Below are 14,461 nucleotides of genomic sequence, written 5' to 3' on the forward strand. Positions count from 1 at the left end.
ATCGATCCTATTGCCCCAGTCGTTCGATCAGGGCCGGTGCGTGCACCTGGTCGGCCTTGTAGTTGCCGGTCAGCGTGTACATCACGATGTTGGCGCCGGCGCGGTAGGCGAATTCGCGCTGGCGGGGGTCGCCGCCGGTCACCGGCAGCATGGCCTGTCCGTCGGGCCGCACGGCCCAGGCGCCGGCAAGGTCGTTCGAGGTGATGATGATCGGTGAGACGCCGTCGCCGCCGCGTGCCGGCCGTTGCGCGCTGTCGTCGTCGTCTTCCCGCGGCAAGGTCTCGACCCAGGTCTGGCCGGTGGTGAAGCGGCCGGGGAAGTCGCGCAATAGAAAGAAGGTTTTGGTCAGCACGTGCTCGCGCGGCACCGGCTCCAGCTCGGGCACGTCGAGCGAGGACAGGATCTCGCGGAGCGTCTGCATGGCGGGGGTCTGCGCGGCGCCGTTCGCGCCGGGCGGCGCTTCGACCGCGTCGCGGGTGTCGAACAGCACGGTGCCGCCCTGCTTCATGTAGGCGTCGATTTTGTTGATGGCGTCCCGCGACGGCTTGGGCGCGCCCGGCACGATCGGCCAATAGATCAGCGGGAAGAAAGCGAGTTCGTCGCGCGCCGGGTCGATGCCGACGGGATCGCCGGCCTCAAGCGCGGTGCGCTGCGCCAGGAACAGCGTCAATCCTGATAGTCCGGCCCTGACGATGGAATCGACGTCGGCATTGCCGGTCACGACATAGGCGAGGCGGGTCTGCGACACCGCCTTCATCGCGAACTCGTCGGACGCGCTGTCCGCGTGCGACGGTGTTGGCATGAACGAGGCGAGGCTTGCGAGAACCAGTCCGAAGACGATCATCGCGGGCGCGGCGCGGCGGCGCAGCAGCGCGGCAAGACCGCCGCCGAGCACCGCGACGATGATGGCGTCGATCAGGAACAGCGCGAGCGCCGTCGACAACAGCCAGCCGCGCAAGTCCTGCGGCTCGGCATTGGTGTAGGTGGCGTGCCGCGCGCGCAGGCTCGCGGTGTTCAGGGCTGCGATACGGTCGGCGCTGGCAAGCGTGTTCACGGCGAGCGGTCCTTCTGCCGGACCATAGAAGCCCGGCGGATGATCGGGTGTGGCGCGGTCGCGATAATCCGCGGGCAGCGGCTTGGCGGCGGCCGGCGGCGGACCGAAGGCGCCGAAGCCGTCGAGGATATGCAGCGGCGCCACCGTCTCGGCGCTCGCCTCAGTGGCGACGCCTGCGCCCGGTTTGGCGGTATAGCCGGACATGTCGACGACGCGCCGCAGGATTTCGACGAAGGTGCCCGACATCGGCAGATCCGACCAACGCATGTCGGCGCTGACGTGGAACAGGCTGACGACGCCCTTGCCGCGATGCTCGCCCGTCACCAGCGGCGTGCCGTCTTCCAGCGAGGCCCAGCTTTTGGTGGCGAGCACGGCGTCGGGCTCGGCCAGCACCTGGCGGCTGATGGTGACGTCCTTGGGGACCACCACGCCGGCAAAAGGACCGTCGGCGGCAAAAGAGGCCAGATGTTGCGGCTTTTCCCAGGTCAGGCTGCCGCCGAGCGTCCGGCCGCCCTTGCGCAGCTTGACCGGGACGAGATCGTCCTCGGCCTGCGCCAGCCGCGGACCGGCGAACCGCACCAGCACGCCGCCCTGGTCGATCCAGGCATTGAGACGCTCGCGGATTTCAGGGGCGATGGTGCCGACATCGGCAAGGATGATCATCGGCAGCTTCTGGTCGAGGAACTGCGTGATGCCCTGCTGCGGCGAGCCCTTGTCGGCGAGCCGCACGTCGGCGAACGGCGCCAGCGCGCGGGTGAGATAGAAGGTCGGCGCCAGCAGCGGCTGCGCGGTCTCGCTGGTAGAGCCCGAGACGATGCCGATGGCGCGGCGGCGCCAGCGCTTGTCGAGCAGCTGCACTGCGCCTGCGGAGCGCTCACCGGCAATTTCCAGCCGCGTGATGTCATTGCGCAGCTCGACCGGCAGATCGAACGACGCTTCGGTTTCCTTGTCCTGCGGGCCGAACGAATAACGCGCTTCGCCGATCGGCGAGGCCTTCTGGTCCAGCGCGCGTACGGTGCCGATCGCGATGCCGCTGTCGGTGCGCAGCACCTTCACCGTCATTTTGGCTGCGGCGTTCTCGGCCGCGACCAGGGCCAGCGGCGACGAGGTACCGCCTTCGAACACGGTCAGGCTGCGATCGCCGATGGTCTTGCCGAGGCCCGCCACGAATTCCTCGCCGCGACCGGTGTCGACGCTGTCGGAGAGCCAGGCGATCTCGCAGTCGCCGGTCGCTTTCAGGAAGCGATCGATTGCGGTCAGGGTCTCGACGCGGTCGATGGAATACGGCTTTGGCGTCAGCTGCCGCAACGCGACGCGCGCGGCGCCCGCCGGCATCAGGGTGATATCGCGGTTCGGCTCCGACAGCGGCACCAGCGCAATCGCGCGGCGGTCGTTCTCGGCACTGGCGATCAATTCGTCGGCGGCCCTGATCCTGATGTCCCAGTTGGACGCCGCGCTCCAGCCGTCGTCGAACATGATCATCAGCGGCGCCTTGCTGGCGGCCGCGCCTGTTTGCGGATTCCAGATCGGGCCGGCGGCGGCGAAAATGACCAGCGCCGCGGCCAGCAGCCGCAATGCGGTCAGCCACCACGGCGTCCGCGACGGGGTCTCTTCGCGCGGTGCGATGTCGAACAGCAGGCGCGTCGGCGGAAACTCGATCCGGCGCGGCCGCGGCGGCATCACCCGCAACAGCCACCACAGCACCGGCAGGCTGACGAGGCCGATCAGGAGCAGCGGTTCGGTGAAGGCGAGCGGCAGTCCCATCATGCTGCCGGCCCCGCCTTGATCGTCGTGGTGCGGGCGCCCGACTTGCTCACCTGCATGCCGGCATGGAGGAACAGCAGGAGCTCGGCGGCCGAGCGGTCGGTCGCATGTGTCGTGAACAGCCAGTCGAGCTTGTTGGTCTCGGCGCGGATCTGGTCGCGGTGCAGCGCGAGCCGCGCGGTGTAATCCTGCGCCCAGCTCTCGGCGCGGCCGGCGGTGATCACGCCGAACCCTTCTGGCTCGACGAACTCGACGCGGCCGGAATAGGGGAATGATTCCTCGGCGGGATCGACGACCTGCACGAGCGTGCCATGCGCACCGGAGCCGGACAGGCCGCCGAGCGTGGTCCTGATCTCGGAGATCGGCGACCAGAAGTCCGACAGCACGATCGTCTCGGCCAGCGCCGCGGGCACGAAGGACGGCGGCAGGCTCAAGCGGTCGGCATCGTCATGCAGCATCGCCTGCGCCATCTTGTCGATGACGCTGCGGCTCGCGGTCGGTGCCATCAGCCCGGGAATGCCGACGCGTTCGCCGCCGGAGACGAGCAACTCGGCCAGCGCGAAGGCGACGATCAGCGTCCGCTCGAGCTTGGATTCGCGCGCCTGTTTTGAAGCGAAGGCCATCGAGGGCGAGCGGTCGGGCCAGATCCAGACCGTGTGCGAGGCTTCCCATTCGAGCTCGCGGACATAGAGCAGATCGTCGCGCGCCGATCGCCGCCAGTCGACGTTCTGCGACGGCTCGCCGGAGACGAAGCGGCGGTACTGCCAGAAATTTTCGCCGGAGCCGGCGCGACGGCGGCCGTGCAGGCCGTGAATGACGTTGGCGGCGATACGGCGGGCCTCGAGCACCAGGCGCGGCAAGGAAGCTGCGAGCGTGCGGCTTTCGCCATCGGCACGTCGGATCGCGATGATTTCCTTTGCTGCGTGCCCGTTCTCCGCCGCCATCAACCGATCCGTGTCTTCAATTGCCGGATCACGTCCGGAATCGTGCGGCCTTCGGCGCGCGCCTGGAACGTCAGCGCCATGCGGTGCTTCAGCACGGGCTCGGCGAGGTCGAGCACGTCGTCGATCGAAGGCGCGAGGCGTCCGTCGATCAGCGCGCGTGCGCGCACCGCGAGCATCAGCGATTGGCTGGCGCGCGGGCCCGGGCCCCAGGCGATGAATTTGCTGGTGTCGCCGCCGTCCGGACCCGGACGGGCCGCGCGCACCAGCGACAGGATCGCCTCGACCACGGAATCGCCGACCGGCAGGCGCCGGATCAGTCGCTGCGCGGTGATGAGTGCGTCAGGTGTCATCGTGCCCTTCGCCAGCGTCTCGTCGGCGCCGGTGGTTTCGAACAGGATGCGGCGCTCGGCGTCGCGGTCGGGATAGTCGACGTCGATCTCCATCAGGAAACGGTCGAGCTGGGCTTCAGGCAGCGGATAGGTGCCTTCCTGCTCCAGCGGATTTTGCGTGGCGAGCACGTGGAACGGCTTCGGCAGGTCGTGACGCGCGCCGGCGACGGTGATGTGCTGCTCCTGCATCGCCTGCAGCAGCGCCGACTGCGTGCGCGGGCTGGCGCGGTTGATCTCGTCGGCCATCAGCAGTTGCGCGAACACGGGGCCGGAGATGAAGCGGAAGGCACGCTTGCCGGAGGTGCTCTCGTCGAGCACTTCGGCGCCGAGAATGTCCGACGGCATCAGGTCGGGCGTGAACTGGATGCGCTTGGCATCGAGGCCGAGGGTGATGCCGAGCGTCTCGACCAGCTTGGTCTTGGCGAGGCCGGGGACGCCGATCAACAGCGCATGGCCGCCGGAGAGGATCGTGACCAGCGTGTTCTCGATCACGCGATCCTGACCGAAGATGACGGAGCCGATCGCCTCTTTCGCCGCGCGAATCTGGCTCGACACCTGCTCGGCCGAACGGACGATTCCGTCTTCGAGCTTCTCGACACTCTCCGCCATCCGTTAGCTCCTTCAGCCTGCCATGCAGCTCGCTTGCGTCGTCATGTCGTCACGTCCTCAACTCAAGACGTGGGCCCTATGCTAGACTTGCAGGAAGGCCATGTATTCGTTGAATTAACCTATCCCCACCTTATCGGCTTAGGGATATGTAGGGCATCACGAAGTGGCGACCTCCACACCGGATGAATCCGGGGTGGAACCGTGCACCGGCATACAACGTAGACTTACAATTCAGACTTGCACCGATCGTGCCAAATGACAAAGTCAGGGCAAACCATGGCGAACCAAGGGCAGAGCGCCGATCGCGGTCTTGAGGGGCTGACTGCCGCTGCCAAAACTGCTGCCGATGCCGAAGGCGCCAAAAAGGGCCTGCCTCCGGTGCATTTGTGGAATCCGCCGTTCTGCGGCGATCTCGACATGCGAATCGCGTCCGATGGTACTTGGTTCTATTTGGGGACGCCAATCGGCCGTCATGCCTTGGTTCGCCTGTTCTCGACCATCCTCAAGCGCGAAGGCGACAAGCATTTCCTCGTCACTCCGGTGGAGAAGGTCGGGATTCGCGTCGACGACGCGCCGTTCATGGCGGTCGAGATGCAGAAGGACGGCGAGGCCAACCATCGCGTGCTCCGCTTCCGCACCAATGTCGACGACTGGGTCACCTGCGATGCGGCGCACCGGCTGCGCTTCGAGCAGGCCAGAGACGGCGGGCTGACGCCCTATCTGCACGTCCGCGCCGAGCTCTGGGCCAAGGTCACCCGCGCGCTCTATTACGATCTTGTTGACATGGGTGAGGAGCGGATGGTCGATGGCCAGCCGATGTTCGGTGTCGAATCGGCCGGCGAATTCTTTGCCATGGCCGATGCGGAGCAGGTGAGGGCCGCGCTTTGAACAAGCCTATCTCCAGGAACGATCCCGCCGTGATCGGTGCGGCCGATTTCTTCGCCCGCTCCTCCGCGCGGCTCGGCTTCGACGTTCCGCCCGGTCTCTACGATCCCAACATCATTCCTGCCTCGGGCGATCCCGGTACCGACAAGATGCTCGAGATCATCGCGCGCGAGCAGCCGGTGCGGCCGGCGGCGGTCCTGATCGCGGTGGTCGATCATCCCGAGCCGACCATCCTCCTGACGCAGCGGTCGGCGCATCTGAACGACCATGCCGGCCAGATCGCCTTTCCCGGCGGCAAGATCGACGCGACCGACCGCTCGCCGCTCGATGCGGCGCTGCGCGAGGCCGAGGAGGAGGTCGGGCTGTCCAGAGACTTCGTCGAGCCGATCGGCTATCTCGATCTCTACGGCACCGGCTTCGGCTTCCGCATCCTGCCGACGGTTGCCAGGGTGCGCCCAGGTTTTGAGCTGACGATCAACCATTCCGAGGTTGATGATGCGTTCGAAGTGCCGCTATCCTTCCTGATGAACCCGGCCAACCACCAGGTGCACAGCAAGGAATTCCGCGGCATGGAGCGGTCCTACTACGCGATGCCGTTTGCCGAACGCTACATCTGGGGCGCGACGGCCGGCATGCTGCGTGTGCTCTACGAGCGGATCTATTCGTCATGATCCGGCCGATCCTGACCGAGATCGGAATCTTCCTCGTTCCCTTTGCCGTCTATGCGCTGTTCCTGGCCGCCACGCGTTCCGGCCTGTTCGTGCAATCGTCCTGGCCGACCACCATCGTCGCGCGTCTCATGCTGGCGGCGCTCGTGCTGGTGATCGCGGGGCTGATCGGCTTTGCGCATTACTCCGGCGCTGCGCCGGATTCGACCTATGTCCCCGCCCATGTCGAGAACGGCAAGCTCGTGCCGGGCGTGGAAAGATAGGGCCGGCCGATGAGCGCGGTGCCCATGCTCGCCGATGCGCCCTGGCTGATTTCGGGCGGGACCGCGCGCGTCCTGCAATTGCTCAATGCGGATGGCGAGGAGGCGCGGGTTGTCGGCGGCGCCGTGCGCAACGCGCTGCTCGGCCTCGTGCCCGGCGACATCGACATCGCGACCACGGCGCTCCCGCACGAGGTGATGCGGCGCGCCAAGAGCGCCGGCATCAAGGCCGTGCCGACCGGCATCGACCACGGCACGGTCACCCTCGTCATCGACAGCCAGCCTTACGAAGTCACGACGCTGCGCGAGGATACCGAGACGTTCGGCCGCAAGGCCAAGGTTGCGTTCGGCCGCGACTGGGTGAAGGACGCCGAGCGCCGCGACTTCACGATGAACGGGCTCTCGGTCGATGCTGACGGCGTCGTCCACGATTATGTCGGAGGCATCGCGGATGCGGCCGCGCGGCGCGTGCGCTTCATCGGCGATCCCGACCAGCGCATCGCCGAGGATTTCCTGCGCATTCTGCGCTTCTTCCGCATCCACGCCGCCTTCGGTGCCGGCGATCCCGACCGCGACGGCTATCTCGCCTGCATCCGCGGCCGCGCCGGACTTGCCAGCCTCTCGGCCGAGCGGCTGCGCATGGAGACGCTGAAGCTGCTGGTCGCCGGCGGCGCCTCTGCCGCCGCGCTCGCCATGGCGGACGGCGGATTGCTGCAGGCGCTGACCGGCGGCGTCGTCTATACCGGGCCGCTCTCGGCGATGATCGCGATCGAGCGCGAGCTTGGCCTCACCGCAAGCAGCACGCGGCGGCTCGCCGCGCTGACGGTCGCGGTGACCGAAGACGCCAAGCGCGTCGCCACGCGCCTGAGACTCTCCAATGCGGAAACCAAGGCGCTGGATTCGATGGGGCATCGCTGGTGGCGCCTGGCCACCAAGGGGGAAGCCGATGCGCGGCGGCTGCTCTACCGGCTCGGTGCGGAGCGCTATCACGATCGCGTGTTGCTGGGCTGGGCGCGAGCCGGCGGTGACGTCGGCTCGTCTGGATGGCGTGCGCTCGCCGAGCTGCCGCAGCGCTGGATTGCGCCGAAATTTCCGCTTCGCGCCGCCGACTTCATCGCGCGCGGCATGGCGGAAGGACCCGCGCTCGGACATGTCTTGACGCTCGCCGAGGACGCTTGGCTCGCGGCAGATTTTCCCCTAGATGAAGCCGCACTCGCTTCCATCGCCGATCAAGCTGCGGCACGAATCAGCCGCGATGAGAGAACGTGACCATCGTCTCAGGCTTCGCCGACATCTCGATTTTTCAGCTCCTGCTGGTCGCGTTGATGGCGTTGTTTGCTTCGATCATCGGTGGTCTCGCCGGCTACGGCACCGGCGCCTTGATGCCGCTGGTGCTGGTCCCTCTCGTTGGCGCCGAGCCGGTGGTGCCGATCATCGCGATCTCCGCGATCTTTACCAATTCCAGCCGCGCGGCCGCCTATCTCCGCCATGCCGATCGCCGCCGCGCGCTGATCGTGCTGGCCTGCGCGGCACTGACGACCGCCCTTGGTGCCTACGGCTATACGCGGCTGACCAATGCCGGCGCGGCACTCGTGATCGGCTCCATGCTGATCCTGAGCGTGCCGCTGCGCCGGGTGCTCCGCCGCCGCCAGGTCAAGATCGGCGACACTGGGCTTGCGGCCGGCTCGGTCGGCTATGGCGTGCTGGTCGGCGGCACCTCCGGCTCCGGCGTGGTCCTGCTGTCGCTGCTGATGGCCGCCGGCCTCGAAGGCGCTGCCGTGATCGCGACCGATGCCATGATCTCGCTCGGCACCGGCCTCATCAAGATCTCGGTGTTTGGGCTGGCCGGCGCCGTGACCGCTCAGGTGCTCGCCTTTGCACTTCTGATCGGCGCCATCGCGATTCCCGGCGCGTTCTTGGCCAAGGCCTTTGTCGAGCGGATGCCGGTGCACATCCACACCGCGATCCTCGATGTCGCGGTGATCACGGGCGGGCTGGTGATGATTTCGGCAGCGGCGAGGCAGCTCATCTAACGCCGCCAGGTGTCCCGCTGCGGGTTGGGTTACGCCGCAGGTCTAGTGTGAGGGACTGCAGTCCAGTTCCTTGATCCTGCCGGCGGCGTCAAACGCCAAAAGTGCACTCATCACACCAGCACTGGTGATGTACGAGATAATGGTGCGGTCGTTCTGCGAGGGATTGAGATCATCCAACGTGCTTGCCGGATATTTTCGGAGGCGATCGACCCAATAGGCACGAAGTGCCTCGCGGCCGGTAATGGTTTGGACACCGGCGCAGCCGCAGTGCACAACGGCATCTTCGGCATATAGCTCCAAGATCGCCTCGATATCGCCCGCGCGATAGGCATCAAGCCAGTCAACCGCAACGGCCATCGGGTCAAAGGACATATTTTTCACTCGCATGCCGTCCAAATCTGCTTCAGGCTCTGGAACTGCCGAGCCTTTTTTGATTTTAATATCCCACCCGGGCACGGCCATATGGCGAACGACATAGAGGACCGGGCCGAGGGCAAGATCGATGTTGGACGCGTCCGCCAGGCAGGGGATACTCAAGCCCATCCGGCTTGTGATCGTCGATCCACAGCCGATCGTTTTGCAGGGACTGAGGTCGGTTCTCGGGACGCAGCCGGACTTCGACGTTGTCGCATCGTCCAGCGATCGGACAAGCTGCCTCGAAGCAATTCGAAAGCTGACACCCGACGTCGCGCTTCTTGCCGACAAGGTGCCGGATCTGACGGCCCCCGAGATCCTCGCGATCGTGAAAGCTGAGAAGCTCTCCACGCGCCTGGTGTTCTTCACCGAGTCCGACACCGACCACGATCTGACGTCCGCCATCGCAGCCGGCGCCTGCAGCGCAATTTCCAAGTATGCCTCTCCCGCCACGATGCTGCGATCGCTGCGGCTGATGACGAAGAGCGGTGTGGCACTGGCGAAGTCCGATCTCTCGGCAGCCGGCAAGGAGGTGGACGGCGACGGCAAAGTCGAAAAGATGCTGGAGCTGTTGACGCAACGGGAACGTCAAATTGCACGGCTGGTGTCGGAAGGACTGTCGAACAAGGAGATCGCGCGTAAGCTCAACGTCTCCGACGGGACGGTCAAAGTCCACCTGTACAATATTTTCCAGAAGCTTGAGATCACCAACAGAACTGTGCTCGCGACCATCGCATTGCTGCAGCGCCCCTCCGGCCTGGCCGCGCTCTCCCTGGCGTTTCTGGCGTTGGCAATTGCGGACGAACTCAAGGCGTCCGAAGCGAACGGCAGCTTTCCGGATCAGAACGGCGTCGGCCATCCGGACGAGCACGCCGCGTACGAGCCCTGGAAAAAAGGCATTCTCCGGCACCTCATCGCCTGGGAATCCGGCGAGACGCCCACGCTCGCCCAGAGAGACTTGTTCGCCAAGGCCGCCCAAATCACCAACCCGGCGACGGCAATGGAAGCGCTGCGCGCGGCCGAGCAATCCGGAGGCGCGAAAGCCTGGACACACTACGGTCCTGCTGGATCGAGCACGCCCGATCTTTCTGGGCTCTTGCCGCGAGCAGCAAACGACATACAGGTCGGAGTTGACCCGGCCCCGGAACATCAATTCCCGCGGCTTCTTTCAAATGCGATGTCGATGCAGGGCGGGTATGGCAACTTCGCTATTCTCGCCGGTGCGTTGATCTACGCACTGCAGGATCCCCATCTCGCCGCGCAGGCGCATGACCTCCGTGAAGCGTCGATCGACAGCATCCTGGCCGTTACTGAAGAGAGTGCGACCACAAAACTGGCCGCGATCACCCATGCTGCCGCCAATCATGACGACAATTCAGCCCCGGGTTTCCTGTCGCACGATGTCCGCCTGTCTTCCGCCGTTGCGACCGCTGGACACGACGACGTCGCGGAAGGCGCTCTGGGCCAAAAGGGCCCGGGCGATGCGAGTGACAACCTCCATAAACCCGTTGGCGCGGACCTTGGTCACGATGCCAGTATCGGCTTGGGCGGCAACGTTGAAAAAATTGTTTATCGCTCCCCGATCGATTCCGTGTCTAACGATTCCAAGTCGACCGCTTCCGACACCGTGTTCGATTTCGCATCTGGGTCGAGCAGGATCAATCTTGCGGCTTTCGGAGCGCTTGCTTGGCTGCATATGACGGCGGCAAGCAAGTCTATACCGCCACATACACTCGCCTGGGTCTACGACTCCGCAAGCAACGAAACGATCGTCTATGTGAATGCGACCGATCGTATCCTTGATATCGGCGATCGCGGCTTGCTGGAAATTCATCTGGAGGGAATTGTAGCCGTTGCGGAGGCGGATGTCGTCTCCGAGCCAGATGGCGCGGCTGTCGCGACCACTTTGGAGCAGCTCGAAGCCGTGCTGATACCGGCGACCGCACCCGATGAGGCTGTTTCGAGCAAGGACCATGTCCAGACCAGTATCGAGGGGGGCGAGAGCACGCTCGGGACGGCCGGAGCCTGGGCCCTTCTGGCCAATAACGGCTCGGGTTTCCATTTCGGGCAGACCCGGACCGGCTTGGGAACGCCGTCGAAGTTCGAAACCTCCACGGACCCGTCCGCGGATGCAACGGAAGAGAGCGATGGTGCGTCTGCCGCGTCGGCTCACGGATCATCCATCGAGCTTGCTCATAGTGCCACAGCGCCGGCAGTCGCAAATGTCACGTCGCACAGTGGCCCGACCGACACGGGCACCGGCGTTTCGTCGATTGCACCCAACGAGATCGGCCAACCGAGCGTCGTAACTGCCGACAACGCGGGGCACGGCAACTCGCAGCACGCTTCAGAGCCAGGGTCTGCAAAGGATGCAGCTACCGAATCGACTGAAGCTGGCTCCAAACCGGGCAAGGGCGACGACAATGGCGCCGAGCATCACGCATCGGCTTCGGAAGCTCCGGGAGGGGCAACGCAGAAGGCAGAACCAGCGGGCGCGGAACACGGCAAATCCGGGCACTCAACCGCTGCAAGCCCGCCGGACGGAGCAGAGATCGATCCGGGCGTCGCAACGGCCGCCGGCGCGGGCCACGACAACTCGCAGCACGCATCGGAGCCAGGGTCTGCAAAGGCGGCAGCTACCGAATCAACTGAAGCTGGCTCCAAACAGGGCAATGATGGCGGCCATGGCGGCGATCATCATCACGCTTCGGCTTCTGACGCTGCGCAACCACCAGCGACGACGGCAGAACCAAGCGGCGCGGAACACGGAAAATCCGGGCACTCAGCCGCTGCAAGCCCGCCGGACGGAGCAGAGATCGATCCGGCCGCCGCAACGCCCGCCAGCGCGGGCCACGGCAACTCGCAACACGCTTCGGAGCCAGGATCTGCAAAGGCGGCAAGCACGGGATCGACAGAAGATGGGGGCAAACCGGGCAACGGCACCGGCGATGGCGTCGAGCATCACGCTTCGGCTTCTGAAGCCGCGCAAGCGCCAGCGACGACGGCTGAACCAGGCGGCGCGGAACACGGCAAATCCGGGCACTCAGCCGCTGCAAGCCCGCCGGACGGAGCAGAGATCGATCCGGCCGCCGCAACGCCCGCCAGCGCGGACCACGGCAACTCGCAACACGCTTCGGAGCCAGGATCTGCAAAGGCGGCAAGCACGGGATCGACAGAGAATGGGGGCAAACCGGGCAACGGCGCCGGCGATGGCGCCGAGCATCACGCTTCGGCTTCGGATGCTGCGGGGACCATGAAGACGGCAGAACCAGCCACCGTGGACCACGGTAACTCGCAGCACGCTGCGCAATCTGCAGCAATCGCATCAGACGACGCACACCCGGCCAAGGCTGCGTTCGAAATCGGCGGCGCAGACCAAGGACCGGTGTTCCGGTTCGATAGCGGACCAACTCCTTCTCTCGTCGCGATAGTTGAGGTTAAAGGGTTCAATGATCCGCTCGATGGGCACGTTCCGCCCAGTCAGGAAGAGAGCCTCGGGTTCAACGCCAAGCTCGTCCCTCATGCACTGAACGGACACGCGGACGATCACGGCAATAACGGCGCGCATCAAGCCATTGTCCCTGCGCATCATGATCTGCTGATTTGAACCGCTGCATCGTCATTGACCGAAAATGGCAACTGTCACCGCAGTACAGGTCTCAGGAACACGACGCCGGATCGGCCTCATTGAGCGGAATTGTTCAGGGTTGCAGCCGTGAGAGCAGACGTTGCCGATCCTGATCGCGACGTCGCTGCTCCATCCGCATCCGTTCGAGTTCGCCTTCCGCCTTGGCTGTGTCCGCGTTCTGGCGCTTCATTTCAATGATCAGCGCCTCCTGCTCTGCGAGCCGGCGTTCTCCTTCGACGACGTCGCGCTCGATCTGCCTCAGCTCATCGTATATCGCCGTCGTGTACATCGCGGTCCTCGCGCGGCCGTGCCGCGAAGCACGCCGCAGAGTAGCTTTCGCCTCTTCCAGAGCCTTATCCGGGCCGCGCGGTGCGGCCATGACCGCAGCGCGACGCGCATGACTTTTAACTCAGCCAGCTTCGTGAACGTTCCGGCTGATGCCATTTTTTCCCGGGCTTTGATCGGTCGCACGAGGGGCGGCGTTGTAATCATTTTGGCGGAAGCGGCTCACCTAACACGCGACTGCCTGGAACGGATCTCGTCACGGCGAAAATGCGCTCAGCTCACGGCGGCGCTTTAGCCAAGTTGCAAACAAGTGGTCGGCACAATATCGTCGATCGTCCGCCCCCACGTCTTCCGCCCCCATGTCTGACGTCCAATCTCTTCGGGAGCCAACACTATGAATTTGGTCTCAGTGCCCGGCGGGATTCATCGCCCTCCGGGGAAGGTCGATATCCCGTCTGCCTGGCAGGGAGCTGAGATGAAAGCCAATCCTGATCGATGGTTGATATCGCTTGCGGCCGGCGAGATCGCCGAGCTTGAGGGCGCGGCCGAAACATATCTTGGCAGAGACAAAAAAATCGCCGAGATCACGAAGGAAAGCTTTCCGCTTCCCCACTTCGGCAGGCATCTGGAAGAGCTTAAGACAACGCTCCTGGCTGGCCTTGGCTTCGAAGTCATACGCGGCCTTCCGGTGGCAAAATATAATCAGGAGTTTGCCGCTACGATCTTTTGCGGAGTGGGCGCGCACCTTGGATCGGCGCGGTCTCAGAATGCAGCGGGTCACATTCTCGGTCACGTCCGTGACACCGGCGCCGATGCAAGGGATCCCAACACCCGAATTTATCAAACGTCGGAACGGCAGACATTCCACACGGATTCGGTCGACGTGGTTGGATTGTTATGCATTCGCGAGGCGATGGAGGGAGGGGATTCTCTCCTCGTCAGTACGACGACAATCTACAACGAGATGTTTGACAGACGTCCCGACCTTGCCGCCCTCTTGTTTGATCCGATCGCGACGGACCGGCGAGGCGAGGTGCCGGAGAACGAAAAGCCATATCTTGAAATCCCGGTGCTGAATTGGCATGTGGGGTTCCTGACCGGGTTCTATCAGCGCCAGTATATCGATAGTGCCCAACGCTTTCCCGATGCGCCGAGACTGACGCCGGCTCACGTCGAGGCGCTCGATCTCTTTGACGCGCTCGCAAATGATCCCGCGCTGCATTTCGGCATGCGGCTTCAGCCGGGCGACATGCAGTTCGTTTACAATCATGCCTTGCTGCATGACCGGACCGGATTTCGCGATTGGTCCGAGGCAGGCCAGAAGCGTCATCTATTGCGCCTCTGGCTCAGCATGGAAGGCGACCGGCCGCTGCCCGATTGTTTCAAACAGCGCTATGGCTCGATTGAGATTGGCAACCGTGGTGGCATCATCACCAAGGGTACCAGTTTGAACGTTCCGTTGGATTGACGTTCGAAGCATCCAGCGATGTCCGCTCTTATGCCGATATTGGCAGAGGAGCGGACATCG

General features: G+C 64.7%; 12 protein-coding genes. 7 read left to right on the top strand and 5 right to left on the bottom strand.

Translation table 11 applies throughout. The features are described from left to right. Nucleotides 1-7 precede the first annotated feature (7 nt). From FXB41_RS31130 to FXB41_RS31140, 3 genes are read right to left on the bottom strand one after another with little or no spacing between them, the layout of a single operon-like run. On the bottom strand, nucleotides 8-2,821 hold the full coding sequence (locus FXB41_RS31130) for a DUF4159 domain-containing protein (RefSeq protein ID WP_219684490.1): 2,814 nt from the start codon (nucleotides 2,819-2,821) through the stop codon (nucleotides 8-10). Continuing rightward, nucleotides 2,818-3,762: a DUF58 domain-containing protein gene (locus FXB41_RS31135; RefSeq protein ID WP_007595084.1), complete on the bottom strand. Its 945-nt coding sequence runs from the start codon at nucleotides 3,760-3,762 to the stop codon at nucleotides 2,818-2,820. The genes FXB41_RS31130 and FXB41_RS31135 overlap by 4 nt, the downstream gene beginning before the upstream one ends. Beyond that, entirely contained in the window at nucleotides 3,762-4,760 is a 999-nt protein-coding gene (locus FXB41_RS31140; protein ID WP_219684491.1) for an AAA family ATPase, read from the bottom strand. Before FXB41_RS31140 ends, FXB41_RS31135 begins: the two co-directional genes overlap by 1 nt. A gap of 276 nt (nucleotides 4,761-5,036) precedes the next feature. Here FXB41_RS31140 and FXB41_RS31145 point away from each other — a divergent pair, with 276 nt between their 5' ends. From FXB41_RS31145 to FXB41_RS31165, 5 genes are read left to right on the top strand one after another with little or no spacing between them, the layout of a single operon-like run. After that, on the top strand, nucleotides 5,037-5,648 hold the full coding sequence (locus FXB41_RS31145) for a DUF1285 domain-containing protein (RefSeq protein ID WP_219684492.1): 612 nt from the start codon (nucleotides 5,037-5,039) through the stop codon (nucleotides 5,646-5,648). Then, the gene (locus FXB41_RS31150; RefSeq protein WP_007595081.1) at nucleotides 5,645-6,316 is read left to right on the top strand and encodes a CoA pyrophosphatase; all 672 of its coding nucleotides are present in this window, start codon (nucleotides 5,645-5,647) and stop codon (nucleotides 6,314-6,316) included. The genes FXB41_RS31145 and FXB41_RS31150 overlap by 4 nt, the downstream gene beginning before the upstream one ends. Next, nucleotides 6,313-6,576, top strand: coding sequence for a DUF6111 family protein (locus tag FXB41_RS31155; protein ID WP_007595079.1), 264 nt, complete (start codon nucleotides 6,313-6,315; stop codon nucleotides 6,574-6,576). Before FXB41_RS31150 ends, FXB41_RS31155 begins: the two co-directional genes overlap by 4 nt. A gap of 9 nt (nucleotides 6,577-6,585) precedes the next feature. Then, nucleotides 6,586-7,842 (top strand): CCA tRNA nucleotidyltransferase, encoded by a 1,257-nt coding sequence (locus tag FXB41_RS31160; RefSeq protein ID WP_007595072.1) that lies wholly within the window; start codon nucleotides 6,586-6,588, stop codon nucleotides 7,840-7,842. Continuing rightward, nucleotides 7,839-8,606 (top strand): sulfite exporter TauE/SafE family protein, encoded by a 768-nt coding sequence (locus tag FXB41_RS31165; RefSeq protein WP_219684493.1) that lies wholly within the window; start codon nucleotides 7,839-7,841, stop codon nucleotides 8,604-8,606. The genes FXB41_RS31160 and FXB41_RS31165 overlap by 4 nt, the downstream gene beginning before the upstream one ends. 42 nt (nucleotides 8,607-8,648) lie before the next feature. Here FXB41_RS31165 and FXB41_RS31170 read toward each other — a convergent pair whose 3' ends face one another. Then, entirely contained in the window at nucleotides 8,649-9,149 is a 501-nt protein-coding gene (locus tag FXB41_RS31170) for a nuclear transport factor 2 family protein (protein ID WP_246649359.1), read from the bottom strand. Here FXB41_RS31170 and FXB41_RS31175 point away from each other — a divergent pair. Then, nucleotides 9,109-12,627, top strand: a complete 3,519-nt coding sequence (locus FXB41_RS31175; RefSeq protein ID WP_219684494.1) for a LuxR C-terminal-related transcriptional regulator — start codon at nucleotides 9,109-9,111, stop codon at nucleotides 12,625-12,627. The genes FXB41_RS31170 and FXB41_RS31175 overlap by 41 nt on opposite strands. A 94-nt stretch (nucleotides 12,628-12,721) precedes the next feature. Here the strand turns inward: FXB41_RS31175 and FXB41_RS31180 are convergent, their stop codons facing one another. Then, nucleotides 12,722-12,937, bottom strand: coding sequence for a hypothetical protein (locus FXB41_RS31180; protein WP_219684495.1), 216 nt, complete (start codon nucleotides 12,935-12,937; stop codon nucleotides 12,722-12,724). 390 nt (nucleotides 12,938-13,327) lie between these two features. Here FXB41_RS31180 and FXB41_RS31185 point away from each other — a divergent pair, with 390 nt between their 5' ends. Further along, nucleotides 13,328-14,401, top strand: coding sequence for a TauD/TfdA family dioxygenase (locus FXB41_RS31185; protein WP_219684496.1), 1,074 nt, complete (start codon nucleotides 13,328-13,330; stop codon nucleotides 14,399-14,401). Nucleotides 14,402-14,461 lie beyond the last annotated feature (60 nt).

The sequence above is a fragment of the Bradyrhizobium canariense genome (assembly GCF_019402665.1).
GTDB lineage: Bacteria > Pseudomonadota > Alphaproteobacteria > Rhizobiales > Xanthobacteraceae > Bradyrhizobium > Bradyrhizobium canariense.

Coding starts and splice junctions, on each gene's coding strand:
- FXB41_RS31180 (WP_219684495.1), bottom strand. CDS start 12,937: ATGTACACGACGGCGATATACGATGAGCTGAGGCAGATCGAGCGCGAC.
- FXB41_RS31145 (WP_219684492.1), top strand. CDS start 5,037: ATGGCGAACCAAGGGCAGAGCGCCGATCGCGGTCTTGAGGGGCTGACT.
- FXB41_RS31130 (WP_219684490.1), bottom strand. CDS start 2,821: ATGATGGGACTGCCGCTCGCCTTCACCGAACCGCTGCTCCTGATCGGC.
- FXB41_RS31175 (WP_219684494.1), top strand. CDS start 9,109: ATGTTGGACGCGTCCGCCAGGCAGGGGATACTCAAGCCCATCCGGCTT.
- FXB41_RS31160 (WP_007595072.1), top strand. CDS start 6,586: ATGAGCGCGGTGCCCATGCTCGCCGATGCGCCCTGGCTGATTTCGGGC.
- FXB41_RS31170 (WP_246649359.1), bottom strand. CDS start 9,149: ATGGGCTTGAGTATCCCCTGCCTGGCGGACGCGTCCAACATCGATCTT.
- FXB41_RS31140 (WP_219684491.1), bottom strand. CDS start 4,760: ATGGCGGAGAGTGTCGAGAAGCTCGAAGACGGAATCGTCCGTTCGGCC.
- FXB41_RS31155 (WP_007595079.1), top strand. CDS start 6,313: ATGATCCGGCCGATCCTGACCGAGATCGGAATCTTCCTCGTTCCCTTT.
- FXB41_RS31135 (WP_007595084.1), bottom strand. CDS start 3,762: ATGGCGGCGGAGAACGGGCACGCAGCAAAGGAAATCATCGCGATCCGA.
- FXB41_RS31185 (WP_219684496.1), top strand. CDS start 13,328: ATGAATTTGGTCTCAGTGCCCGGCGGGATTCATCGCCCTCCGGGGAAG.